Here is a 23983-nt window from a genome sequence, read left to right as displayed (position 1 = left end):
CGCAGATGCTAACTCATCGATCATCCTGCGGCGAGGCATGAATAAAACGAACGCGTGTACCGGAAACCGCGCGGCAGCCGATCGCCCCGACCCAATACGGTACGAGCCCACGGTCGGTGGTCGTCACAGCCCGCGCCAGCTACCGCTGGCAGGGCCCTCACCGAACGGTCTAGTGGCGGTTTTGGATCACTGATCCGCCTGGTGGTCGACCGTCCGATAGAACTGTCGGTGATCGCAGCTACAGTACGAGCTCGCACCACCCTTCGTCCCCATCCACGCCTGCCGGCACCGGCCGGCCGTCGTTGCGAAGGAGCGCTTACATGGCGTTGCAGTGCCTCTATCGGAGGAGTGCCAGCGACCTTGCCGCCGCCATCACGGGAGGCGGCTTCGCCGATCGTTTGGCCGACCACTTCAAGGAAATCTTCTGGGAGACGCCGGACCCTCGCGAGGTCGAGTCCTGGGCAAACAGCATCCCCACTGTCGTCGAGCTGCTCCTCGACGCGGGGCTTGGCAACGTCCAGGTGTTGCTCGAACTCAAGGCACCCATCACGGACGTCCGCATGGACATGGTCCTGGTTGGCTCCTACCCGGAGACAGACCTCATGTCGGTCGTGGTGGTCGAGAACAAACAGTGGCGCTGGATTCAGCCCGACGGTGAGATGGTCCGTCTCAGCAAGAACGGAGCCCCGCACTTGCATCCGGCCAATCAGACGTGGGGCTACCTGCAGGTGTTGCGGGGCTATGTCTCCATGCTGGTGGATGAGAAGATTTGCGGCGTCGTCAACCTGCACAACGCACCCGCTCACCTCGTGCACGCCGCGCGGCCAGTGGCGCGAAAGCAGGAAGACACCCAGGAACCGGAGAACCCGGTGCCGCGGTGGGTGGCGATGTACGGTGCGGGGGAGCAACGGCAGGAGTTTCGGGACACGCTGCTGCGGCGGCTGTCCGGGGAGCGAGCCGCCGAGCACGTTGACACCCTCCTGCAGGCGCCGGTCCGGCTCGCCGAGGGCCTGATGACCCGGGTCGCCGCATGCGTGCGCGGGCGCCAGGTCTTCCCTCTGTTGGACGAGCAGCGCGAGGCCTACGACTATGTCCGGCACCTCGTGGCCAAGAGCAAGCAGGGCGGCGGGAAGGAGATCGTCGCTATCGTCGGGGGCCCTGGGACCGGCAAGAGCGTGATCGCACTCGAGCTGCTGGGCACGCTCGCCCGACAGAAGGTGCACGCCGTGCACGCCACTGGCAGCCGGTCCTTCACTCGCACCCTGTGGAAGTACGCGGGCCTGCCCGGCAACGAACGTGGCGCCTTCACCTACTTCAACACCTTCACCGACGCCACCCCCAATGACATCGAGGTGCTGATCGCGGACGAGGCACACCGCATCCGCGAGACCTCGCGCGACCGCACGGACGAGAACGACCTGCGTGAGCCGCCACCCCAGATCGACGAGCTGATCCACGCCGCACGCGTACCGGTCTTCCTGCTCGACGATCACCAGATTGTGCGCCGCGGTGAGGTCGGCTCACTCGACCTCATCCGTGTCAAGGCCAGGGAACTGGGGTACGGCCTGCGTGAGATCACCCTGCGGCACCAGTTCCGCAGCGGCGGCTCACCAGAGTACGTCGACTGGGTGGATCGGCTCCTCATGCTCGCGCCACCGCAAGGCCGGCCCGTCTGGCGGCCGCTGGACGACTTCAGCCTGTACGTCGCCCCCACTCCGCTGGCGATGGAGCAATACCTGAAAGCGCGAGCGGCGGAGGAGCGCAAGGTCCGCATCGCCGCAGGCTTCTGCTGGAAGTGGAACAAACCGAATGACGACGGCACCTTGCCAGACGACGTGACCATAGACGAGTGGCGGCGTCCATGGAACTCCAAAGCGGAGGAGTACCTGGGCGATATCCCGCCATCGCCGCTCTGGGCCACCGACCCGGCTGGGGTCAACCAGGTCGGCTGCGTCTACAGCGCACAAGGCTTCGAGTACGACTACGCCGGCGTCATCATCGGCAAGGACCTGGTGTGGCGAAACGGGTGGCAGACGGAGCGCCGCCACAACAAAGACCGTGACCAAATCAATGCTGAGGACTTCTCCACCGTGGTCCGCAACACGTACCGCGTGCTGGCCACCCGCGGCATGCGCGGGGCCGTCCTGTACGCCCACGACGAGGCCACCAACCAGCTGCTGATCGACCTGGGAGTCCCGCTCCTCGATCACCACGGTGTGCCGGTCACGTCCACGTAGCAAGCGAAGAACTACGCCGCAGCTCACCCCTCAGCCAGGAGCACGATGAGAGCCCGCTATCTATTGGCCGCCTCCGCAGCTCACCTCCGCCAGCGCCTCATCGAGGATCAAGAGGGGCTGGTAGGTGAACTGGTCGCACGGGCGGCGCAGGTCTACAACACCACCGTCGGTACCTCCGAGAAGGAGACGTGGCGCAGTAGTGTCCGCCACGTCGTCAACCTGCTCGTGGAAACGAATCTCGGCAACGTCATGGTCATCCTGGAGATGAACAACCTGTCCAGCGACGGCCGCATCGACATGGTGTTGGTGGGATCTCAGCCCGGCACACGCGACCTTTCGGTCGTGCTGGTGGAGAACAAACGGTGGTCATGGGCCCTCATGAGCCATGAGCTCGGAGAAGTGATCCATCCGGGCAGTCCGGCGGGCGATCTGCACCCCGTCAAGCAGGTCTGGTCGTACGGCGAATCAATGCTGCAGCACATGTCGCACCTACACTCGGCTCGCATGCACTACGTGGTCAACCTGCACGTTGCCAAGCGCAAAGACGTGGCAGGCATCCTGCCACCAGCCGCGCCGCTGCCCTCCGAATGCGACGGCAGCGTGCACATTTTCGCCGGAGATGAGCGCGACAAGTTCGCTACGTTCCTCACCGGCGCCATCTCGGGTGATCACGCGGTGGAGCATCTACGCGACATAGACGAGGCGCGGGTTCGTCCCAACGAAGACCTGATGCGCGCGGTCGACCAAGCCGTGCGCGAACGCCCCATCTTCGTCCTGCTGGACCAGCAGCAACTGGCCGTCGAACGCGTGATCCGAGCCGTCCGGCGGGCAGGCTCGGCCAGCAACAAAGAGATCTTCATCATTAAAGGCGGCCCGGGTACGGGCAAAAGCGTGCTCGCCCTGGAGCTCCTGGGTCGGCTGAACCGCCTCGGCTTCGCCGCCAAACACGCATCAGGGAGCTCCGCCTTCGCGGGCGCGTTGCGCGAGCACCTCAGCGGTACCCGCAAAGGGGCCGAGAAAGTGTTCACCTACTTCAACCAGCACGGCTGGCGGACCGAGAACGACCTCGACGCCCTGGTCATCGATGAGGGGCACCGGCTTCGCCCGACATCGAGCAACCACCGGACCAGGGCGGAAGACCGGACGGACGTACCGCAGGCGTGTGAGTTGATCAATGCGGCTCGTGTCCCGGTCTTTCTCCTCGACCCCTATCAGGTGATCCGTGCTGACGAGGTCGGAACGGTGGAGACGATCCGTCAGGCTGCCGACGATTGCGGTGTCGCGCCCGGTAATGTCCATGAGATCGTCTTGGACAGCCAGTTCCGGCACAGCCGCTGCCCGGAATACGTCGACTGGGTTGAGCGGCTGTTCGGCTATCACGGTGGTGCCCCTGCTCCATGGACTCCCCGCGATGAATATGACGTCTTTCTCGCTGCTTCCCCACAGGAGATGGAGAAGTATCTCCGCCTGCGGATGGCGCAGGACGCGACGGCCCGAATCGTTGCCGGCTTCTGGTGGCCGTGGGCCAAGGCCACTGATCGCAAGGGGGACCTGGAGCTGGACATCCGCATCGGGGAGTGGCATCGGGCATGGAACGCGCACAAGAAGTACGTGCGTAAGCGGATCCCCGGTCCCGAAACATGGGCTACCGATCCGGCCGGTTTCGAGCAAGTAGGTTGCATTTACACAGCCCAGAGCTTCGAGTGGGACTACGTCGGTCTAATCATGGGTGAGGACTACGTCTGGCGCGACGGCCAATGGGCTGCAGTCAAGAACAAGGACCACGCGATGCGCGGTGTTCATGGCGAGCGGCTACACGAAGTGGTGCGCAACACCTACCGAACTCTCGCTACCCGCGGAGCGCGCGGAGCCGTCCTGTTCTCGGCTGACGAGCAGACACAGCTCATGCTGACCAACGCCGGCATTCCGCTCCTGGTGGACGAACTCGACCGACTCAGCTCCAGCGCAGTTGGGCGCGATGCGCTCGCAGCGCCGCATGTGCAGTTCCGCCTGCCGAAACCGACCTCCGGCCAACTGTTTTGAGAAGGGCTCAGATTTGAACTCGGTCGACCGCCCCTATCCGCGCCTGCCTCCTGGTTGGGCCACAACGACGATTGGTGGGATTGCCGAGACCTGCCTGGGAAAAAAGTCTGACTACGGGAACGTAGCAGAAAGATGTACGATCTCGTCAGTAGGGCGGGAGAATGTTCGATGGGGGCGGGTCGAAATAGATGACGCTGCGACGATAGAAATTCCGCTAGGGGAACGTGAGTTTTTTCATCTTAAGCCAAATGATCTGCTGATCTGCAAGATCGGCGACATTGGTCGCTGCGCGATATGGCCAAACTCCACGGGCTACATGGCTCACAGAGATGATCTTCACCGAGTCCGCCCATACGATGGTATAGATGTCAGATACCTTCGCTATTTTATGGAGCACATGAGCCTCTCAGGAGAGCTGGATCTTTATGCCACCGGGAGTCGCGTCAGGTATCTGGCGCAAAGACAGCTGCGAAGCCTCCGTCTGCAACTGCCACCGTACCCCGAGCAGCGCCGCATCGCTGCAGCTCTTGAAGATCACATGGCTCACCTAGATGCTGGGGACGCGGCAATGGCGCGTGTTTCGGAGCGAGTGGAGCTGCTGACGAAGCGAATTCTTTTGGAGGCGGTGCCGATGCCGACGCCGTCACATTGGGATTCGGTGACAGTTGCTGAAGCTGGACAGGTCCACGTCGGACGAGCGCGGCACCCAAGTCGGCATAATGGTCCTCATATGCGCCCCTACCTGCGAGTTGCTAACGTATATGAAGATCGCATCGACACTTCTGATCTCATGGAGATGAATTTCCCACCGCAGGACTTCGAGCGCTACCGTCTCGAAGATAAAGACATCCTTCTCAATGAGGGGCAGAGCCCAGAGTATCTTGGCCGCCCCGCGATGTACCGGGGCATCCCTGCGGATGTGGCTTTCACCAACAGCCTCCTGCGGTTCCGCGCCAAGCCCGGAGTCCTACCGGAGTGGGCGCTCTTGGTGTTCCGTCGGCATCTGCATGCGGGGCGCTTTCGCTGTGAGGCCCGTGGGACAACAACACTCACCCATCTGACTGCAACCCGACTGAACAGAGTTGATTTCCCTCGTCCACCTCTTGCTGAACAGGAACTTATCGTCGCCGATGTCAGGAAGAAACTCGACTTTATCCAACGTCTCGCGCCTACGATCGCGACTGCAAAGATGCGGGCAGCAGAACTGCGGGGATCGCTGATGACCGAGGCGTTTGCCGGCCGCTTGGTAAGCCAAGACTCGACAGATGAGCCCATCTCCGTCGTGCTAGAGCGGATCCGAGCCGAACGGGCAATGCGCCATCGCGTTGGTCAGACCCTCCGAGGCAGAAACAGGCAGACATATCAGGAAGAGGCATTGTTTTGAGCAGGTCAACGGCGCCTGAGCTGGCCGAGAAACTGTGGGAGTCCTTCGGTAGACTGCGAAACGAGGGTGTGTCTGCGCGCGAGTACCTGGACCAACTCGCATCTTTGATGGTTCTCAAGCATGGGCACGAGCTGGCTAATGATCGTCCTGATCTGACGCTGCAACCGTTGAGCGATGCCTGGCAAACACTGCTGGCGGAGGATGGCCAGGCGCTAAAAGAAGCCTACGATCACATCCTCCAATCATTTGCTTCGCGGGAGGATCTTTTTGGAGACGTTTTTCGTAGCGCGTCTAACCCAATTCAAGACCCGGACAAGCTCAAGAAGTTGATTGTCGAGGTGGATGGCTTGAATCCTGGGCAGAGCGGTACCGCGGCGCCTTTAGAGAGAATCTATAAAAGCCTGCTCGCCCTATTTGCGGACGATGATCGGGCCGGTCTTGGACAGTACTACACTCCGCATGCTGTGGTTCGTGCAATGGTGGCCTGTGCTCAACCTGGTCCGGATGATGTAATCTACGACCCCGCATGCGGAACGGGTGGCCTTCTGTTGGCCGCACGGGATCATGTCCTGCGGCACCATCGCGATGACATGACTGCCGAGCAGCGCGTACAGTTGGATGGCGGCCGAATCTTCGGGACGGAATTGGTTACGGAGGCGTCTTGCCTGGCAAAGACAAATATGATCTTGAATGGGGTGGACAGCGGAATTGCTGATCGGCTGATCGAGGATCGTGACGCACCGCTTCAGGCGTCACTCCTAACCCCGAGTATAGTTTTGGCCAATCCACCCTTCGGGCGCAGGCTGCGCACGAATTCCATCCCAAGATTCCGGGTTTCTACTCGGAACGGGGAGCTCAATTTTTTGCAGTACATCGCGTCGACACTCGGCATACCTGGCAAGGCCGCCGTCGTCGTTTCGGATACCCTGTTGTTCGCAGCAGGTGCAGCGCATGAAGTTCGTCGACAGATGCTCGCAGATTTCGATGTGCATACGCTACTGCGATTGCCGCCTGGCGTCTTCTACTCGACTGCTGTAAAGGCCAACGTTCTTTTCTTCGACAAGAAGGAGGTTCAACCTGAAGTGCCGCAGACATCCTTGCTGTGGGTGTATGACTTCCGCACGGGTAAGCGTTTCACTGATGCGGTAAGGAATCTTGCCTCTGAAGACTTGGATGACTTCGTTAGGTGCTACCGCCCAGGCGAATCTCGCACCAGCCGCGTCGAGGCCGAACGCTTCAAGTGTTTCTCATATGAAGAATTGATGGATCGTGATCAGGTGAATCTCGACATCACTTGGTTGAAGGATTCTGGCAGGAAGGACGGCGACAGCGCCCCTGCCTCAAGTGTGATCGCACGGGAAATTGTTGAAGATTTCACCGTTGCTCTTGATGAGTTTTCTGTCGTTGCGGATCTGCTTGAGCAAAGCAGGACTCGTTTGTCTAGGGAATGAACGCCTTGGTACAGAAAGTTCGCCAAGGGGCGTGTCTAGATGGGTGTAGTATCTTCAACTGAAGTTGCCTCCTCCAACCACAGCCGCAGCGTGAAGCCGCCTCGCTTCATCCGCTTGTGATGCGCAGCAGCGTGGACCTTTTCGTCGGAGAATCCGAGCGTTACTGTCAGAGCTGCCAGAACCTCGTGGAGGTCGGCCAGTTCTCCCAGGCGATCACCGGGATCTTGTCCACCACGGTCCGCGAACACCTGTCGGAAGCCCGAGTTTCGCAGTTGGTGGGCAGACGAGAGTTCTGAATTGGGTGCTTGGCCTGGGGAAACGGGCGTGAAAGGGCTCCGTGTCGTGTGTCCACACCTCTGTGAAGTGTTTCTCCTGGTCGAGGGCTATTCGGCGGGTTGCAGACCGCTCATCTTTGGCGGCAATGCCACGGCGCAGTCCTTGTAGAGCTGGGCCTGAGACGGGGTGAGCTTGGTGGTCTGCTGGAGCCGACCGGCCGGGCCGGACAGGGTGACCTGATGCACGCGCCCCAGCTCGCGGTTGATGGAGGGCCAGGTCTGCCCGGTGCTGCGTTCGGCGACGCGGATGAGCAGCAGCGCCAGCCAGCACAACAGCACGTGCGCGACGATGCGTTCGTCCAGCCTGTGATAGACGGGCCGCAGATCCAAGGTCGTCTTCATCGTGCGGAAGGCCGCCTCGGCCTGGAGCAGGTTCTTGTAACCGAGCGCGATGTCCTCGGGGCTCAGGTCCGGGTCAGAGGTGGCGATCAGGTACTTACCGTCGTAGTTAGCCTCAGCCTTGACCTTCGCCGCATCGATGGACAGGCGGCCGGTTGTCGGGTGCTGCTTGAGCCACCGGCCTAACGACGGGTGATCGCGCAGGGCGCACTCGGCCTTGCGGTGCGGCGCGTCCGATGGCCTGGGAGTCTTCTTCTTGCCCTGCTGGGCGGCCTTGGCCTTCGCCTTGGCGGCATGGGCGGTGCGGGCGGCGGCGATGCGGTCCAGTTCCGCGGTGATCGCTTGTAGTTGGACCTGGCGGCGGGCCTGGTCGCGTTCGGCCTCGATGGGGTTGTGGCAGATGATCCATCGCCGGCCCTGGTCAGCGGCGAGTTTGACCTCTTTGACCCGCAGGTTGTCTCGCACCTGCAGGTAGCGGCCCTGGCGGGACATTGCCTCGCGGGACTCGGCCGAGCCGTCGCGCATCTTGACGCCGCAGATGTAGTGGCCGCCGGCGCGTTGCAGGTAGGCCATGTTCTCGCGGGAGGAGAAGCCGGAGTCGACCACGGTGACCACCCGGCCCAGCCGCCAGTCTCGCAGGTCGTCCTTGACCTGCTCGAGCACCGTCATGTCGTTGGTGTTGCCGGGCCAGACCCGGCAGCGCACCGGGATGCCCTCGCGGGTGACGGCCAGCCCGATGACGATCTGTGGCAGGTCCCGGCGGTGGTCCTTGGAGTGCCCGAACCGGCGCAGCCCTGGCTCGTCATCGGTGTCGGGTTCTGGTTCGCCGTCGCGCTCGAAGTAGGTGGAGGTGGAGTCGAAAAGGATCAGGTCCACCTCGAGGTTGAGCAGGTTGGCGGCGGCGAAGAACACCGCCTGCTGCACCTCGCTCTGGGCGTCGGCGCCGGCCAGCAGGTCCATCGCTCGCATCGCCTGGTCCTTGTCGGCGTGGTCCAGGCCGGGGATGGCGACGGTGTGGGTGATCCACTCGGCCGCGGCGAGCTTGGAGGAGGGCGCCACAGCGCGGTTGGCGACCAGCGCGAAGATGATCCGTTCGATGTCGGTGCGGAACCGACGCGGTCCCAGCACCTTCGCCAGCGCCTTGTCCACCTCCAGCGTGTGCCACAGCTGGTCCAGCAGCCAGATCGCCCCGAACGGGCGGGCCTGTTCCACGGTCAGCGGCCCGGTCTCGGTCCCGAGCGGCAGGGTGACGTCGTCTTCGTCGCCGAGGTAGCGGTTGATCGAGGCGACCAGCCGGCGCAGCGCCGCGACGTCGAGTTTGTCCTCGCGGCCCAGGTTGACCAGCACCTCGGCCTGGGTAGTGCCGTTGAGGCGGCGGTTGTTGGCCAGTTGCAGATACCGGACCACGCTGCCGTCGCCATTGCGTCGCTGCGTCTTGCGCAGATACATGCCCGCATCATGCCGTATGAGGCACAGCAATGCAGCCGGATCGCGAACAGTCGTGTGCCCACACTTTCGCGCTCCGAAAGTTATCCACAACCGTGTTGACCAGCGCCTACATCAGACGATCAAGCCTCATGTGCCCACGGACTGCGAAACTCGGGGGAAGCGCAGCGCTCGGTGGGCCGGGGCTGAGGAACGAAGCCTCGGACCGTCGATCGCCCCCAGAAGATACGGCGGCCAGCCATGCAGTGGCGATCGTGGGGCTGCATTTGTGCGGCGGCGTGGCAACCCTGGTCGGAGCGTTCGGTCAGTGCGGCGCGGCAGGCGTGCGGTGGCCGCCCCGGTACTCCGCCGCCGTCCGGGACTGGCCTCAGGCTGCACGCCCCGACGGCGGGTGGGCGGTGGGCCGGGGTATGGCGCCGCGCCGCCGCTTGATCCCTCATAAGTACAACTCGGCAAACTTGAGGCTGCGGTGTCCTCGGCGGTCTGTGCTGAGACATCAGATCCAGCCGATCAAGGGCTTGGCCGCGATATGCCTTTCGACGTTCCAGCTCCTCGCCGTACCGCTGATAGCGCGTGGGTGGCGCTGGTCGCGACCGGCCGAAGAGCCGCAGCGCGGCCAGCGACCGCCCGACGCGCGGCGAGACGCCGCAGGCGGATCGCCTTTAAAGACGTAGAGAAAGTTCTCACCCGGTCGATCGATCACCGATTGATCATGCCTCGGAGCTGCGGTTATATGGGCTCGATGGTAGTCCCGGTTGATGCTTGACGTTCTGGCTGTGGCGTTCAGCCAATATCCGGGCCTTCGCCTTCCCGGTGGGGGTCCGACGGCCAGGCGGATGGGCGGCCTGAGGTACCTGCTGGCTGACTTCGCCTGGTCAGGGCTGGTCGCTGGAGGGCTTGTCGCCCGGGACCTTGGGTTCGGTGGGTTGGCCGACGAAGCTGCCCAGGTTGGGGATCGTGTAGATGAGCTTCTCATCGCGTAGCCGCTGCATGGCCTTGCGGAGGGTGCCCCGGGCGACGCCGAACTCCTGCATGAGCTGCACCTCGGACAGTAGGTGCTTGGGCCGGTAGGTGCCGTCGCTGATGCGCTGCCGGAGGATGTCGGCGATCTGCTCCCACCTGAAGCGATCGGGCTCGAACTCAATCACTCTCTAACCATAGAGATACCTGCACATACAGCTCGTTTCGACCCATGTCTTGGCATGGCATGGACAGGCTTGTACAGGGCTGGTTACAGTTACGCCATGGCGATGCCCAGCTATGACCTCGACGTTCTCCGCGCGGCGTTCCCGGCCTGGTCGCTGTTCTGCAGTGATGCGGGCGTGTTCTACGCCACCCGGCGCGGTGTCCACCTCCGGAATGCCGACATCGACAAGGGCCTGCGGCAGACCCTGAGTGCCAACGATGCCGAGACCTTCGTGTCGTTGCTCCGTGACCAGACTCGGATGGCGGTGAGGTCGTGAATAGTGGCCCGCCCCCGCACTTCGACTATCACGGTCCTCACGTGGCGCCTGCGCAAGTGGGGTCCGTACGCGTGGAGTGGACGCCGAGCCTGAAGCGGGCGGACCGGCTGCGGATCCGCGATCACACGTGCGGGTGCACGTATCCGATGTTCGAGTTCTGCACGGCCGGCGGGCTGTGGTTCGTCCGGCGCCACCCGATCAGGAACCCCGCAACGGTCCTTGAAAGTGCGTGGATGCCCGCGCGCGCCGCGCAGGCGCTGTGGTTGCAGATCCTCAGTGGTCAGGCGCAGTGACAGCGTGGTGCCCGCGTTGCGTGTAGAAGGCGTCGGCGGTCTGCTTGGCGATCTCGTGTGGGGTGGCCTCGTCTGTGCGAAAGCGGCACAGGAACAGGCCGTCATCGTTGGCGTGCAGGTCGGCCGATGTTTCGTCCCATGCCTGGAGGCGCTGATCTGTGTCGCTGTCGCCGCGCTGGTGCGAGCGTTGCTCGCAGACCTGACGCGGGATCCAGAGGAGTACGACGAGCCAAGGCGTGTCGAGGACCAGGCGGCGGATGTCGGCGATGTTGCCCATGTGGACGATCGGTACTTGTCCGGCTGCGGTGAGCTGGTCGATGTGGTGGCGGTCGATGGCGTAGGTGTTGCCGTAGCGGTGAGATTCGACCAGCAACCGGCTGGCGGCCCGATACCGCGCGAGTTCTTGAGAGCTGACGAACTCATACTCGGTGCCGCGCCGGTTCCCGGCCTTGAGCTTGCGCACCAGCGTGAACCTCGAGTCGACCTCGCCGAGGGCCACGGTGATGGAGGTCTTACCGCTGGCGGGCGGGCCGTACAGCACGATGCCCATCATGCGAGGATCCGTTTGAGCGTTTCGCGGGTCTGGTCGGCCAGGCTGATAGCGGCGCCGAGTCGGTTGTCCACGGTGATGTGCGCGGTGGACGGGCTGGTCTCGGTGTTGAGGCCGCTGACGTACGTCTGCCAGTTGTCGAGCTTCCAGGCGTCGCGGGGAGCGCCCCGGAACTCGATGTACTCGCGCATGGACTCGGGGTCGCACCGCACCCACACCACCGCCACGTCGATGCCCCTGGCCGCGCACCGGTTGGTGAGGCGGCACACCCAGTCAGGATCGGCCAGCTCGGCAATGAACGGGGCTGACAGGATCGCCGAGGTGCCGACCTTGAGGTTGTCGAACGCGGTTTCCATCAGACACCGGTACTCCAGCGGGCGGACCTCGCTCAGGTACAGCTCGGTGTGCCGGTCGTGCGGGTCGCCGCCGAGGGAGACGAGCAGGCGTTCGACCATGGCGCGGGTCAGCGAGTCCTTGTCCAGGAAGGCCCAGCCGGTGATGTCGGACAAGAAGCGGGAGAACTCGGTCTTTCCCGATCCGGCGTAGCCGCCGACGAGCGTGAGGATGGGCTTGGGGCTGCCCTGCCCGTGGCGTCGTCGCCAGGCGTCCACGACGCGGTTGAGGAGTGCGTTCTGCTCGGCGTTGGACGGGGCGCCCGAGACTTTGAGCAGCGTTTGTTCGATCACCTGGGCGGCGGCGTTGTCGGTGGCGGGGTCGGTGGGTTGAGGCAAATCCGAGATGGAATTTTCCACTTCGGTTATTTCACCGGGGAGCGGCAGGCGGAAACCCAGAGTAGGTTCATTTGCCTGATATAGGAGACAGTACGCTCTTCGGTAGTGAGGCCCGGGATATACCGATCCCTGCTCGTGTGCCCAAAGTGTCTGGAAGTTGGCGGCTGGCGCGGTCAGGCCGTGCCGGCTGGCGACCTGGCGGAGCTGGTCACCTGCGGCTTCGAGGGTGAGCCCGTGTGCTTCGCGGTGCTGCCGCAGGATCACAGGTTGCCATCCGGGGCGGTGAATTGTCTTCATCGCATCCTTTTTGCGCACTTCGAGAAGCGCGCATGTGTAAGCGCATGTGTAACCGCCGTGCAGGCAGCAATGAAGAAGCTTAGCTAACGCTCCGTGATACTCACCAGCGCCGATACGCGATGAACTAACGGCATCCCCGCCGGGATAACGACCGACCAGAAAAGGGGTGCCGGAGTGACCGCAAACGAGCGAATAATCGACGAGCTTCAGGCCATTCGGTCTGAAATGGAGGAGTTGGCCTGCCGGGTCAGCGAGATCGCTTCGGCCCTTGGAACACGGCCTTCTCAAGATCCGCGATCCGGTCGCCGAGAGCCGCCAGAGTGCTCCTCATCTGAGCGAGCTGCTCCATGACCTCGGACGAGGCCGGCTCCTTGGCCGGCGTTGCGGCGTCCTCGCGAACGAACACGCCCTTGCCCTGCTGGCCGACGATCAAGCCCTCGGTGCGAAGCACGCTGATCGCTGCTTTGACCACGCTGGCGGACACGTCGTAGCGCTGGCAGAGCTGGGCGGTCGATGGCAGCGCAGCACCGGGCGCGAGTGAGCCCGTCCTGATCTGCGTGCGAAGGTCGTCGGCTATCTGGAGGTAGCCGGGGCGACCGGTCTTCTCGACCATTCGATGCCTTCCGCGAGGTTGCGTGCCCCCTCCAGTTCAGCACAGCCGACGCGACATGCCAACCAAGTCTTCGTGGAAGCCCTTGACAACTTTGAATCCTAAGCGTTCTATGTATTCCAAGAGTCCAAACGAGCGAAGGAACCACACCATGCGAACCGTCCCCATCCCTGTGGACACCAGCAAGCTCACCATCACCTGCGTGAAGGCCCCGCGTCCGCGGGTGCTCAACCGCGACACCGGCGAGATCAAGACCGACAAGAACGGCAACACCGTCTACGAAGTCACCGTCTCCGTCGAGGACGAGTTCGGCCGGATCGAGCTCGTCAAGATCGGCATCAGCGGAGAGCCGCCCATCACTGCGGGAGACGCCGTCAACGCGGTCGGCATGCTCGGCTACGTCTGGGAGATCGCCGGCAAGTGGGGCATCAGCTACCGCGCCACCGCCCTGCTCCCACAGCAGGAGGCCGCGAGTGTCTGACCAGTTCCTCACGATGCTCGGAGTCCTGGCCGCCGTCGCGGCCGGGTTCTGGGCCTGGCGCCACTGGCACTATCGCTCCTTCTGGCTCACCATCGGCTTCCCGCTGACCGCGATCAGCGTGCGTGCCTCGTGGCGAAAGGTCGCCCTCGGCTGCGGCCTGACCAAGAAGCGGCAGCGCTTCTGGTTCACCACCGTCCCGGGCCTGGTGGCCTCGACCGGCGTCGTCCGGGTCAGGCGGCGCTTCCAGCGCATCGCCGTGGACACCGCACCGTTCATGTGGCTGCCCATGCCGACCCGCCACGGCTGGCGCGTCACCCTGCACACGCTGGAGGGGCAGATCCCGGCTGACTACGCCGACGTCGCCGAACGGCTGGCGCACTCCTGGGGCGTGCACGCCGTGCGCGTCTCGTCCGACCGGCCGGGACGGGTACGACTGGCCGCCACCATGCGGGACCCGCTCGTCAAGGTCGACGAGCTCCCGCCCTCCACCGAACTGCTCAAGGTCACCGTGGGACGCCTGGAGACAGGCGGGCCGTGGGTCGTCGACTTCATGACCGTCCCGCACTGGATCAACGCCGGCGCCACGCAGTCCGGCAAGTCCAACCTGGCCAACGCGCTCATCGTCGGCCTGGCACCACAGCCGGTGGCGCTGGTCGGCTTCGACCTCAAGGGCGGGGTGGAGTTCACGCCGTACGCCTCGCGGCTGTCCGCGCTGGCCACGAGCAGGGCTGAATGCGGCGGCCTGCTCGACGACCTGGTGGAGCTGATGACCGATCGCATGGGCGTGTGCCGGATGGCCTCGGCGCGCAACATCTGGCAGCTCCCGCCTGGGGTGCGTCCGGTGCCGGTCGTGGTCCTGGTGGACGAACTGGCCGAGCTGTATCTGATGGCCGACAAGTCGGAGAAGGAGGAGGTAGCCAAGACCTCGACCGCGCTGCTACGGGTGGCGCAGCTCGGGCGGGCGTTCGGCATCTACCTGTTCTGCTGCGGTCAGCGCATCGGCTCTGACCTCGGGCCTGGCGTGACAGCCCTTCGTTCCCAGTGCTCCGGTCGCATCTGCCATCGGGTCAACGATCCCGAGACCGCCACCATGACGCTCGGCGATCTCGACCCCGCCGCGCTCGATTCCGCTCGCGCCATCGCCGCCGAGACTCCCGGCGTCGCCATCGTCGCCTCGCAGGACGGCCAGTGGTACCGGGCCCGCTCCTTCTACGTCAGCGAGCAGGCCGCCGAACACGCCGCTCGCCTCTACGCCGACCTCGCGCCGTCCTGGGACGAGGTCATGGCGGTCCACCCTCACCAGACTCCCGACTCGCAGACCGCCTGACGTACCGAGAGGAGGAACGAGATGCGCCGCTTCGCCGCCTGGCTGCTCGACACCGGGCCCGTGCTCGTCCTGGCCGCCATCGCCGGTGCCGGTTCCTTCACCCACATCCGCGACACCGCCACCGAGAACGGCCAGCAGGGCTGGATGGCCTGGGCCGTCGCCATCTGTATCGATCTGACCTGCGTCATGGCCGCTCGCGAACGCCAGCGTGACAGGAAGACCGGCAAAGCACGGCGCGGCCCGGTCTCCTGGCCGGTCCTCGTCCTGACCGGCGGCATCGTCCTGTCGCTGGCCGCGAACCTGCAACAGGCCGCCCCGACCGTCTGGGGCTGGATCACCGCAGCCACACCCGCCGGCGCCTTCCTCGTCGCGATCTCCATGCTCGAACGCCGCGCCACTGTAGGCCGTACCGAACCGTCCCCGGACGTCCCGCGGACGTCCTCGACGTGGGCGACGGCGTCCCCGCCCGTCCCGGAGGGAACGCAAGCCGTCCCGCCTGCGGACCGTCCCGCGCTGGTCCCGGCCGACGAGGACAGCCAGAACGACGGACCCGCACCCGACCCGCAACTCGTCGACTACGCCCGCCGCGTCGCCGCCGAACACCACACCAAGCACGGCAAGCCCATCACCCGCGACCTGCTCCGGTCCCGGCTGGGCGTGTCCGACCAGCTCGCCTCAGACCTGCTCCGCACCCTGCTGGCCACAGCAGACGCCTCATGAAAGGACCCAGCATGCGAGATCACCGCAGAGCTCTCATCAACGGCCAACCTGGCCATCTTCCTGGAGACCCACCCGGACGTGCCGACCTCGTCCGGTCTCACCCTTCGCTACATCCCGGAGCGCGCCGAAGACGAGGACCTACGCGCCGAGATCGACCGGATCGCCGCCATCCTCGGCTCCCGCATCCGGTCCGGGAACTCCCCGTACGACCACTACGCCACCTCTATCCACTTCGGCCCCGTCGAATACCGCGCCGTGGCGATCCCCGCCGCAGCCCGTGCCCTCTATGACGCCGAGAGCAGCTACCGGGGCTGCATCAAGCCCAACGCCTAAGGAGATCGACAACATGCGTATCCGCCTCGAAGGAAACCGCGCCGAGATCGCGCTCGGCCTGACCCACTTGCGTGAGGTTTTCACAGTCACCGCGATGTCCAGGGCATTCCCCGACCGGGCTCACCCGCGTAAGTACCGCGTCTACGTCCGCGTCGCTCCGCGCGACAACCGGTGACCGCCATGGACACCACGCTCGCGCACTACCGCTGCTGCACCTGCAACGGCACCGGCCTCTACGACGACCAGACCTGCGCCGACTGCCACGGCACCGGCATCGACAACCACGGCGCATAGCCATAGCGCCCCCCGCCTGGCCACACATCCGCCAAGATCCGCGCCAGGCCGGGGGCCATCCACACCAGCGTCACTGGATAGGACGGAACCCATCTTGCCCCACCTTGCCCACTCCCACGCTGTGGCCGGGATGATCCACCGGCTCAACCAGCCCGACTACGACCGCTGGGCCTGCCAAATCAAGCGCACCGGCGGCTGCCGCCAGCCCATCCATCTGCACGGCAAGGTCGACCACTACGACCGCGCCACCGGTCGGCTCCTGCACCGCTACACCACCCGAACCGAACCCAACGGCGTCCTTCGCGTGCCGTGCAAGACCCGGCGGGTGTCCCGCTGCCCGGCCTGCGCCGAGGTGTACCGGGCCGACACGTACCAACTCGTCCGGGCCGGGCTGGTCGGCGGCAAGGGCGTGCCGGAAACGGTCAGCGCTCACCCATGCCTGTTCGTGACTCTCACGGCTCCCTCATTTGGAGCGGTCCACGCGCGGCGGGAGAAGAACGGCAAGGTCCTGCCCTGCCACGCTCGCCGCGACGCCGAGAGCTGCCCGCACGGGCGGGTCATGTCCTGCACCGACCGGCACGGCGCCGACGATCAGCGGCTCGGCGAGCCGCTGTGCCCCGACTGCTACGACTACGAGGGGTCGGTCCTGTTCAACGCCATCAGCCCTGAACTGTGGCGACGCTTCACGCTGGCCCTGCGCCGTCGCTTCGCACGGCTCAACGGGCTGACGGTCAAGGCGCTGCGCGAGCAGGTGACGATCTCCTTCGCCAAGGTCGCCGAGTACCAGCGCCGCGGCGTCGTCCACTTCCACGCCGTCATCCGCCTCGACGGTCCTGACGGCCCGTCCTCGCCGCCACCTGCCTGGGCGACCGCCGACGCTCTGACATTGGCTGCTCAGCACGCGGCGGCGGCCGTCACGGCGGAGGTCAAGCCGCTGAGCCGCGGCTTCCGCTGGGGCACGCAACTCGACGTTCGCCGCATCACCATGGACGGCGATTCCACCGAACAGGCCGTCGCCGCGTACATCGCCAAATACGCCACGAAGGCCGCCGAATGCGTCGGCACGTTGGACCGTCGGATCCAGCCTCTCGACAACCTCGACGCCTTGCCCGTCCGCGAGCACGCCCGCCGGCTGATCGCCGCCTGCATGAGTCTGGGGGCTGACCCGGAGCTGGCCGACCTGAGGCTCATCCAGTGGGCTCACATGCTCGGCTTCCGCGGTCACTTCTCCACCAAGAGCCGCCGCTACTCGACCACCCTCGGGGAGCTCCGCGCCGCGCGTGAGGAACACATGCGTGCCGAGGAGATCACCACCGGACGGCTACCGCTCTTCGACGAGGACACCGTGCTCGTCGTCGCCCACTGGGAGTACGCCGGTCAGGGACTCACCATCGGCGAACAAGTCCTCGCGGCGGCGCTCACCGGCACCCGCCTCCCGAGCACGGACGGTGATCGCCTATGAGCAGGAGTGACGAACTGCTGACTGTTCCGCAAGTCCTCGCCGAACTGGGCGGGGTCTCCCGCCGCACCTTCTATCGCTGGCGCGAACTCGGCCGTGCGCCGGTCTGCGTGCAGCTGCCCAACCTCGAACTCCGCGTCTGGCGGAGCGACCTCATCACCTGGCTGGACTCGCGACGGGAGGCGGCATGAACACCACGTACGACGTCAAGCTCGGCGGAATTCAGCACCGTACGGACCGCGAGACACCCACGTTCATCGCCCGCTGGCGCGTCGCGGGCAAGCCCAGGTCCAGAAGCTTCCGCACGAAGGGCCTGGCCAACGCCTTCCTGTCCGACTTGCGGCAGGCGGCGAAGGCGGGGGAGGAGTTCGACATTGCCACCGGCCTGCCGGTGTCGACGCTCGCGCGTGCGTCCTCCGGGCCGACGTTCTTCGAGTTCGCCCAGGCGTACGTCCTGCGTCGCTGGAACGCCTCGGCGGCCCGCACCCGGGAGACGGACGCCTACGCGCTCCTGTCGCTGCTCCCGGCCCTGGTAATCGACGCGCCGCGCCGTCCTGCTCCCGAGGAACTGCGAGAGGTCCTGCGCATCTACGCACTCATCCCCGAGAAGAGGCGGCCCAGCCTGACCGCGGCCCAAACCGCGGCTCTCGGCTGGTTGGAGCGGGCATCCGTTCCGCTGTCCGCGCTGAAGGAGCCGCACGTTCTGCGTACGGCGCTCGACGCCATCTCGATCACCTTCGCCGGCGCCCCGGCGGGGGCGAACACGGTACGGCGCAAGCGTGCCGTTCTCCATCACCTGCTGGAGCACGCGGTGGAGCAGAAGGCGTTCGCCAGCAACCCGCTGGACGAGATCAAATGGACGGCACCCAGGGCGGTTACGGTCATCGATCCGCGCACGGTGGTCAATCCAGCTCAGGCGCGGCAACTCCTCGACGCCGTGCCCAAGGTGGGTCGCAACCGCGGTCCCCGGCTCAAGGCGCTGTTCGGCTGCATCTACTACGCGGCGCTGCGGCCCGAGGAGGCGGCGGACCTGCGGCTGAGCAACTGCACGCTGCCTGAGACGGGCTGGGGCCTGATCGTTCTGGAGCGGGCGCGACCGCAGGCAACCAAGCGCTGGACCAACTCCGGGCAGACTCACGAGTCGCGCAGCCTGAAGCACCGCGCGGACAAGGAGACACGAGAGATCCCGATCCCGCCCGTCCTGGTCGCCATGCTCCGCGAGCACATCGCCGAGTTCGGCACAGCCAAGGACGGCAGGATCTTCAGCACGAGAACCGGCGGTACCTACTCCAGTTCGGCGCATTCCTACGTCTGGCAGCAGGCCCGGAAGCTTGCCCTCACCCCGGCACAGGTCGCCTCGTCGCTGGCCGCCCGGCCGTACGACCTGCGCCACGCGGCCGTGTCGCTCTGGTTGAACGCGGGCGTCCCGGCTCCGGAGGTCGCCAAGCGGGCCGGGCACAGCGTTGACGTCCTGCTGCGTGTCTACGCGAAGTGCATGGACGGCCAGCAGGAGCAGATCAACGGCAAGATCAACAACGCCCTGGACATGTAGCCCACAACCGTCCATCTCCGGCCCGGTCGTCCGGGCCGGTTGTCTGCACCGCTGCCTTTACCGAGTCGTTCCCGCTGGACATAGCCGCTCTGCGGGACGCTGACAGATAGGGCAGTGAGTAGGGAGGATCATGCACGAAGATCAAAACCATCCCACCCCTTCGGCTGAAGAGCCCCGTCCGCAGCGGCGCCCGCCGTACGGTCTGCCGCTCCGCAGGCGACCTCGACATGTCGCCGCGTCCGACTCCTTGCGCTGGCGAAAGTACTCGAACCCCACCCCACCGCAGCGATCGCTTCTGGGAGATCGGGACCGGCTGGTCCGGCCGGCGCTTGTCGCTGGTCTTGTGGCCTGCGTGGGCTTCGGCATCTGGTCGACAGGGTGGGGCACAGACACCGCCTCTTCACGAACGAGCGCCGCTTCACTGCCGACCCCCGGTCCGAGCGTCACCGGGCCCTCGGTCTCGGTCACCTCGTCGCCGACACCCACGCCCCGGGCACTGCCCTCGACAACGCCCAGCACATCGAAGAAGAAGGCGAAACCGGCAAGGCCGCAACGTCGATCGGCACTCTTGGCGGTGCCACGGCAGAGCTATCGGAACGCTCCACAGGCCCAGCCCACGAAGACGGCGATCCCTGCTGACCGTGCGAGAGACACCCGAGACAAGAAACCACGAGTAACAGGCAGAAATCGATGGGCCCCGGTGATCGCTGCGAAGTGCGACGAGCTGTTCCCGCCTTCCCGTCCTGAGTTCCGTATCCGCAACCGGGCCTGTCACTCCCTCTACTGATAGTGCCGCCCTGCTGGCTTCGGTGCGACGTCCGCCCTGAAATCCGGTGATTGATGCCGTGGTGCGCGTAATTCCGGTTGCTTATAGGGAAGTGTGGAGGCATTTACCGGCATTGGCTGTTGTGCTTGACTCCTCCCTTGTAGGCACACCCTCTGGGAGGGGTCCATGGGGGAGTTCGTCGGTATCGACCCCCGCGGGGCGGAACAGCTGATTCAGCAGATGTCCACCAGCAAGAACGTCCTGGCAAGCACGCGGCATGGGCTTGAGACGGCCATCGCCGAAGCAGGTGAGGCGTGGACCGGCCAGCAGGGAGTGTCTCCCATGCATCGGTCCTGGGCGTTCTTCGACGAGACGCAGCGTGACCTCAAGTGGCGGATGGACACGCTCAAACAGATGGTCCCCACCTCGGGCAACGGCCTGATGAGCGTGATCTTGACGTTTAGCAGCGAGAACGAGGCCGCTCGGCAGGGGAAAGCAGACGCAGCACCCATCACAGAGGCGCTCAGAAAGCACGAAATCGAGAACTCGGTGGAGAGCTGGCGCAAGGTGACAGCGGCCACGGCGGCGATGAAGGGCAAGCTGAACGACCCCGCCTACGCCGCCGCCGTACTTTCCGCCCTCGGACCGGAGAAATTCCGTGCCCTGTTCATGCACTGGATGAAGAACCGCGGCCCGGCCATGGACAAAGGGCTGTCGCCCAACGCGATCAAGGAAGGCCGCGAGACGCTCGGGCCGCTGGCTGAGGCTTATGCCAACGCCGAACGCGCCGGCAGGCTGGGCGAGGAGTGGCAGGGCCAGTTCATGAAGGCCACGCAGCCCGGGGTGCTGACGGCGATCGTCGCGATGTCGAAACCGTCGACCAAGCTGCTGAACCAGGTGGCCCTGAGGGTGCTGGGCCGTCCGCTCACCGCCGATCTCCCGACCAGCGAGAACTGGAACCTGAACGTGCTGGTGGAGGCCTACGACGCCAATCCGCAGGCACTGCAGACGCTACTGGCCCAGAACAAGGACGCTGCGGGCTGGCTACTGCACCCGCAGCGCGTACGGATGAGCGGCATCTCCGGGTTCGAGGGGAAAGTGGCTGGGGTGCTGGACAAGGCGTTGATGCCGGGCGCCGGGGTGGACAGCGTGCGGGAGCAAGCGTGGGTCAACATCATCCGCGGGATGGGGGCGAAGGACAGTCCGTGGATCGGCGGCGGGTGGGGGACGTTCCATGATTCGCCGATCAGCGAGACCTTGGCCAAGAACATGGGCCCGTACCTCGATCAACTCGCCCGCGGCCAGTCCAAGCGCGACTCGCCGGACCTCCCCGCCACATTTCCCACGTCGCCATGGGACAGCGTCCACACGGACGAGGCCTCCCGATTCATGGGCGGCCTGATGCAGGACAAGGACGCGGCGCAGACGCTGATGAAAGCGTCGCAGGACTACACGCAGAGCTTGGACATCGGCCGGTTCCGGCCGTTTGGTGATGAAGCCGTCCAGGCCGAGTACACCAAGCGCGCGGCTCTCGCGGGTGGGGCGGCGAACCTGATGTTGAGCGGCTCGACCTACGCGGAGTGGAGTGACGACGAGTACGCGGACTGGCTCGCCACCGTCGCGCTGCTGCCCATCTCCTGGCTGTCCAACAAGTACTGGCCCATCCAGGACGCCACCGTGGCCACCGCACGGGATGCCGGGCTGGACGAAGCCAAGGACGGCTTCAAGGGCATGATCACCGATTATCTCGACAAGAAGACCCCAGCTACGGCGAGGTCCGTCGCCGACAGCATCGTGCAACAACAGGCCGATTGGGTGAACGATTCGCTGGCCGAACACGGTCAGAAGCCGTTGACAGACGCTCAACGGAACGAGATCCGGATGTCGTTCCGCGGACGGCTCTTCGACGCACTGGAGAAGGCGCTGGAGCAGCGAGGAGGGTGAGGTTGACGATCCCCAGCCAAAGCCAGCTTTTCCAGCAAGCGGCAGACAAGGAACTACTCGCCACCAACCTCATGCGATACGCCGAAGCGCTGGATGAGGTGTTCGCCAGCATGCTGGCAAGACCACAAACGGTTGACACGTTCTGGAAAGGGCCGGCCGCAAACCGATTCGCCACCCAGGCCGTGCAGTTGCACCGCGAGATCAGCCAGCTCCGAGATGCCTGTACGACCACCGCTGATCGTCTTCGTAAGCAGGCGCAACTTGCACGTACGGAGGCGGCACAGATGCCGAGTTGACCCTGAGGTCAGCTGTCGCGTTCGTAGCAGCTGGTCTTGCCGACGATCAGGATGTTCGGCTTCTGCCCGTTGCGTACGGTGATCAGGAACGTGATCCCCGTCGTTGGGTGTTGCAACACAGCCGTGCCTAGGTTCTCGTCGCGAAGATCCAGGTCATCCACGACTTTTTCGTAGTTTCGCAGCCGTAGCCAACTCGACATCAGAGCGACCACGCTGCCGGGCGACTTCACTTGAGGCGGCCCCTTGAGGTCACCTTGTGCGCGGAAAAATCGCTGAACCTGGCCCTTCAGGCAACCCGCTTCGCTGTCTTGATCGGCTTTCTCAGTCGCGGTCGCCGACCCCGTAGACGATAACGCTTGAGAAGCCAGTAATTTGTCACCGTCCGTGATGAGCTGCTTTGATGCCTCGTCCAAGCTGGGCTTCTCGGCGTTTCCGGTGCAACCAGCGACAACCGCGAGAGAGACGAGCGCTGCGGCAGCAACAGACAGTCGGCGAGTATCTGGGCGCACGCTCCGGACATTACCTAACCCCTACTCCCGCGTACACCTTGTATGCCCGCTATGCACTAAGTTCCGCAACTCGGTTGCGCACCTTCGACCGATGCGCGTCTAGCTGTACCTGTAGTGCCTGATGGCGATGGCCTCTGCGATGTTGGCCACGACATGATCGGCTTGATGCTCGAGTTCCGGCGAGGTTCCCCGATCGACCCAGATCGTACGAAGCCCGGCCGCCTGTCCTCCTTGAACGTCGGCGATGAGGTTGTCACCGACCATCCAGCCGCCCCCGTCGAGGCTTGTCCCGCATCGCTGGGCGGCGATCTCGAAGAGTCCGGTCTCTGGCTTCCGGATGCCCTCGACCCCTGACACAGCGTAGCCGTCGACTGCATCTGCAAGGCCGGTCTGGTGGAGCTTGCCGAGTTGGTTGTCTGCCATGCCGTTGGTGACGATGCCCACGCGCCATCCGGCGGCGCGTAGATCGGCTAAAGCGGCCAGGACGCCCGGGTAGCACTGCACCAGGTGGGGCATGCGTCGGCGGTAGCCGGCCCATAGCTCCTCGACTGGCTCCGCCAGGCTGAAGTGTTCGCGCACCCGGCTGAAGAATGCTTCTCGATGTGGGTGCGTGTCGCGATCCTGGCCGACGAGCCAGGTAAGTGCCTCGGGATCCAGGTGTTGTCGACTGACGAACTCCTCAGCCCACTGGACGAACGCGGCATCGAGGTCAATGAGCGTTCTGTCTAGGTCAAAGAGGGCGAGGCGCTGCACAATCTCGATCTTAAAGACGAGCGCCCCGCGGCGACAGTCGATCCCCACTACCTGCGGCTGACCTCGGGAAACGTCATCAAGATCATCCCCCATATGTCCCCAGAACTCTGTCCTACGGCTGCATATGGGTGCCTCCGGCGACCTACCGGAGGCCTGACAAGCAAAAGACCTGCGGCTGAAGAACCGCAGGTCGGAGGCCGAAAAGCCTGGTGGAGATGCGTGCCCCCGGCAGGATTCGAACCTGCGGCACCCGCTTTAGGAGAGCGGTGCTCTATCCCCTGAGCTACGGAGGCGGACTCTGGTAAGCCTAGCGAAAGTTGGGCGCTGCGTGTGACGTGGAGCCGGGGTGAGTTTGGGCGGGTGGGTTATG

Annotated in this window: 25 protein-coding genes and 1 tRNA gene; 17 read left to right on the top strand and 9 right to left on the bottom strand. The window is 64.8% G+C overall.

What is annotated here, in order from left to right:
• Window positions 1–320 precede the first annotated feature (320 nt).
• The 5 genes from E1295_RS29340 to E1295_RS49040 all read left to right on the top strand — a co-directional run bounded on the left by E1295_RS29340 (window position 321) and on the right by E1295_RS49040 (window position 7411).
• Entirely contained in the window at window positions 321–2237 is a 1917-nt protein-coding gene (locus E1295_RS29340) for a DUF2075 domain-containing protein (protein ID WP_132634797.1), read from the top strand.
• A 45-nt stretch (window positions 2238–2282) separates the two neighbouring features.
• A complete protein-coding gene (locus E1295_RS29335) occupies window positions 2283–4280 on the top strand; it encodes a DUF2075 domain-containing protein (protein WP_132634795.1) in 1998 nt (665 codons plus the stop codon).
• Between the two features lie 13 nt (window positions 4281–4293).
• Window positions 4294–5664 carry a restriction endonuclease subunit S gene (locus tag E1295_RS29330; protein WP_166427458.1) on the top strand — a complete coding sequence of 457 codons (1371 nt, stop codon included), beginning with the start codon at window positions 4294–4296 and terminating at the stop codon, window positions 5662–5664.
• 68 nt (window positions 5665–5732) lie between these two features.
• The gene (locus E1295_RS29325; protein WP_132634789.1) at window positions 5733–7115 is read left to right on the top strand and encodes an HsdM family class I SAM-dependent methyltransferase; all 1383 of its coding nucleotides are present in this window, start codon (window positions 5733–5735) and stop codon (window positions 7113–7115) included.
• A 119-nt stretch (window positions 7116–7234) separates the two neighbouring features.
• Window positions 7235–7411: a hypothetical protein gene (locus E1295_RS49040; protein WP_166427457.1), complete on the top strand. Its 177-nt coding sequence runs from the start codon at window positions 7235–7237 to the stop codon at window positions 7409–7411.
• Window positions 7412–7498: 87 nt separating this feature from the next.
• On the opposite strand, the gene E1295_RS29315 is transcribed toward E1295_RS49040, so the two are convergent.
• From E1295_RS29315 to E1295_RS29310, 3 genes are all read right to left on the bottom strand, one after another.
• On the bottom strand, window positions 7499–9238 hold the full coding sequence (locus E1295_RS29315) for an IS1634 family transposase (protein ID WP_132634785.1): 1740 nt from the start codon (window positions 9236–9238) through the stop codon (window positions 7499–7501).
• Window positions 9239–9731: 493 nt separating this feature from the next.
• A complete protein-coding gene (locus tag E1295_RS50285) occupies window positions 9732–9938 on the bottom strand; it encodes a hypothetical protein (RefSeq protein ID WP_220448945.1) in 207 nt (68 codons plus the stop codon).
• Between the two features lie 172 nt (window positions 9939–10110).
• On the bottom strand, window positions 10111–10383 hold the full coding sequence (locus E1295_RS29310; RefSeq protein WP_132595555.1) for a GntR family transcriptional regulator: 273 nt from the start codon (window positions 10381–10383) through the stop codon (window positions 10111–10113).
• Window positions 10384–10479: 96 nt separating this feature from the next.
• On the opposite strand from E1295_RS29310, the gene E1295_RS29305 reads away from it, so the two are divergent.
• On the top strand, window positions 10480–10698 hold the full coding sequence (locus E1295_RS29305) for a hypothetical protein (RefSeq protein WP_132634783.1): 219 nt from the start codon (window positions 10480–10482) through the stop codon (window positions 10696–10698).
• Between the two features lie 41 nt (window positions 10699–10739).
• Window positions 10740–10991 (top strand): hypothetical protein, encoded by a 252-nt coding sequence (locus tag E1295_RS29300; RefSeq protein ID WP_132634781.1) that lies wholly within the window; start codon window positions 10740–10742, stop codon window positions 10989–10991.
• On the opposite strand, the gene E1295_RS29295 is transcribed toward E1295_RS29300, so the two are convergent.
• The 3 genes from E1295_RS29295 to E1295_RS29285 all read right to left on the bottom strand — a co-directional run bounded on the left by E1295_RS29295 (window position 10972) and on the right by E1295_RS29285 (window position 13182).
• Complete coding sequence (locus E1295_RS29295) at window positions 10972–11544, bottom strand: nucleoside/nucleotide kinase family protein (protein ID WP_132634779.1); 573 nt, start codon at window positions 11542–11544, stop codon at window positions 10972–10974. The two genes, E1295_RS29300 and E1295_RS29295, sit on opposite strands and share 20 nt — an antisense overlap.
• The gene (locus E1295_RS29290) at window positions 11541–12272 is read right to left on the bottom strand and encodes a P-loop nucleotide/nucleoside kinase family protein (RefSeq protein ID WP_246080482.1); all 732 of its coding nucleotides are present in this window, start codon (window positions 12270–12272) and stop codon (window positions 11541–11543) included. Before E1295_RS29290 ends, E1295_RS29295 begins: the two co-directional genes overlap by 4 nt.
• 544 nt (window positions 12273–12816) lie before the next feature.
• Window positions 12817–13182, bottom strand: a complete 366-nt coding sequence (locus tag E1295_RS29285; RefSeq protein ID WP_132634777.1) for a winged helix-turn-helix domain-containing protein — start codon at window positions 13180–13182, stop codon at window positions 12817–12819.
• 148 nt (window positions 13183–13330) lie between these two features.
• Here E1295_RS29285 and E1295_RS29280 point away from each other — a divergent pair, with 148 nt between their 5' ends.
• The 10 genes from E1295_RS29280 (at window position 13331) to E1295_RS29240 (ending at window position 22351) form a co-directional block, all read left to right on the top strand.
• The gene (locus E1295_RS29280) at window positions 13331–13660 is read left to right on the top strand and encodes an SCO3933 family regulatory protein (RefSeq protein WP_165974521.1); all 330 of its coding nucleotides are present in this window, start codon (window positions 13331–13333) and stop codon (window positions 13658–13660) included.
• On the top strand, window positions 13653–14987 hold the full coding sequence (locus E1295_RS29275) for an FtsK/SpoIIIE domain-containing protein (protein WP_246080480.1): 1335 nt from the start codon (window positions 13653–13655) through the stop codon (window positions 14985–14987). Before E1295_RS29280 ends, E1295_RS29275 begins: the two co-directional genes overlap by 8 nt.
• 21 nt (window positions 14988–15008) lie before the next feature.
• A complete protein-coding gene (locus E1295_RS29270) occupies window positions 15009–15707 on the top strand; it encodes a DUF2637 domain-containing protein (RefSeq protein ID WP_132634775.1) in 699 nt (232 codons plus the stop codon).
• Window positions 15708–15785: 78 nt separating this feature from the next.
• Window positions 15786–16040, top strand: coding sequence for a hypothetical protein (locus E1295_RS29265; RefSeq protein WP_132634773.1), 255 nt, complete (start codon window positions 15786–15788; stop codon window positions 16038–16040).
• A 13-nt stretch (window positions 16041–16053) separates the two neighbouring features.
• The gene (locus E1295_RS49035) at window positions 16054–16215 is read left to right on the top strand and encodes a hypothetical protein (RefSeq protein WP_161714603.1); all 162 of its coding nucleotides are present in this window, start codon (window positions 16054–16056) and stop codon (window positions 16213–16215) included.
• A 249-nt stretch (window positions 16216–16464) separates the two neighbouring features.
• A complete protein-coding gene (locus E1295_RS29260; RefSeq protein ID WP_132634813.1) occupies window positions 16465–17796 on the top strand; it encodes a replication initiator in 1332 nt (443 codons plus the stop codon).
• The gene (locus tag E1295_RS29255; RefSeq protein ID WP_132634771.1) at window positions 17793–17984 is read left to right on the top strand and encodes a helix-turn-helix transcriptional regulator; all 192 of its coding nucleotides are present in this window, start codon (window positions 17793–17795) and stop codon (window positions 17982–17984) included. Before E1295_RS29260 ends, E1295_RS29255 begins: the two co-directional genes overlap by 4 nt.
• Complete coding sequence (locus tag E1295_RS29250) at window positions 17981–19345, top strand: tyrosine-type recombinase/integrase (RefSeq protein ID WP_132634769.1); 1365 nt, start codon at window positions 17981–17983, stop codon at window positions 19343–19345. Before E1295_RS29255 ends, E1295_RS29250 begins: the two co-directional genes overlap by 4 nt.
• 952 nt (window positions 19346–20297) lie before the next feature.
• Window positions 20298–22055, top strand: coding sequence for a hypothetical protein (locus tag E1295_RS29245; protein ID WP_132634767.1), 1758 nt, complete (start codon window positions 20298–20300; stop codon window positions 22053–22055).
• Window positions 22056–22057: 2 nt separating this feature from the next.
• Complete coding sequence (locus E1295_RS29240; protein ID WP_132634765.1) at window positions 22058–22351, top strand: WXG100 family type VII secretion target; 294 nt, start codon at window positions 22058–22060, stop codon at window positions 22349–22351.
• 8 nt (window positions 22352–22359) lie between these two features.
• On the opposite strand, the gene E1295_RS29235 is transcribed toward E1295_RS29240, so the two are convergent.
• From E1295_RS29235 to E1295_RS29225, 3 genes are all read right to left on the bottom strand, one after another.
• Window positions 22360–22764 carry a hypothetical protein gene (locus tag E1295_RS29235; protein WP_132634763.1) on the bottom strand — a complete coding sequence of 135 codons (405 nt, stop codon included), beginning with the start codon at window positions 22762–22764 and terminating at the stop codon, window positions 22360–22362.
• Window positions 22765–22959: 195 nt separating this feature from the next.
• Window positions 22960–23706, bottom strand: a complete 747-nt coding sequence (locus tag E1295_RS29230; RefSeq protein ID WP_246080479.1) for an HAD family hydrolase — start codon at window positions 23704–23706, stop codon at window positions 22960–22962.
• Window positions 23707–23833: 127 nt separating this feature from the next.
• Window positions 23834–23906 (bottom strand) — tRNA-Arg (locus tag E1295_RS29225).
• Between the last annotated feature and the right edge of the window lie 77 nt (window positions 23907–23983).

It is taken from the genome of Nonomuraea mesophila, from assembly GCF_004352805.1.
GTDB classification, from domain to species: Bacteria; Actinomycetota; Actinomycetes; order Streptosporangiales; family Streptosporangiaceae; genus Nonomuraea; species Nonomuraea longispora.
Note: the sequence above shows the minus strand (reverse complement) of the source record. Positions and strands in the feature narration are given on the sequence as shown.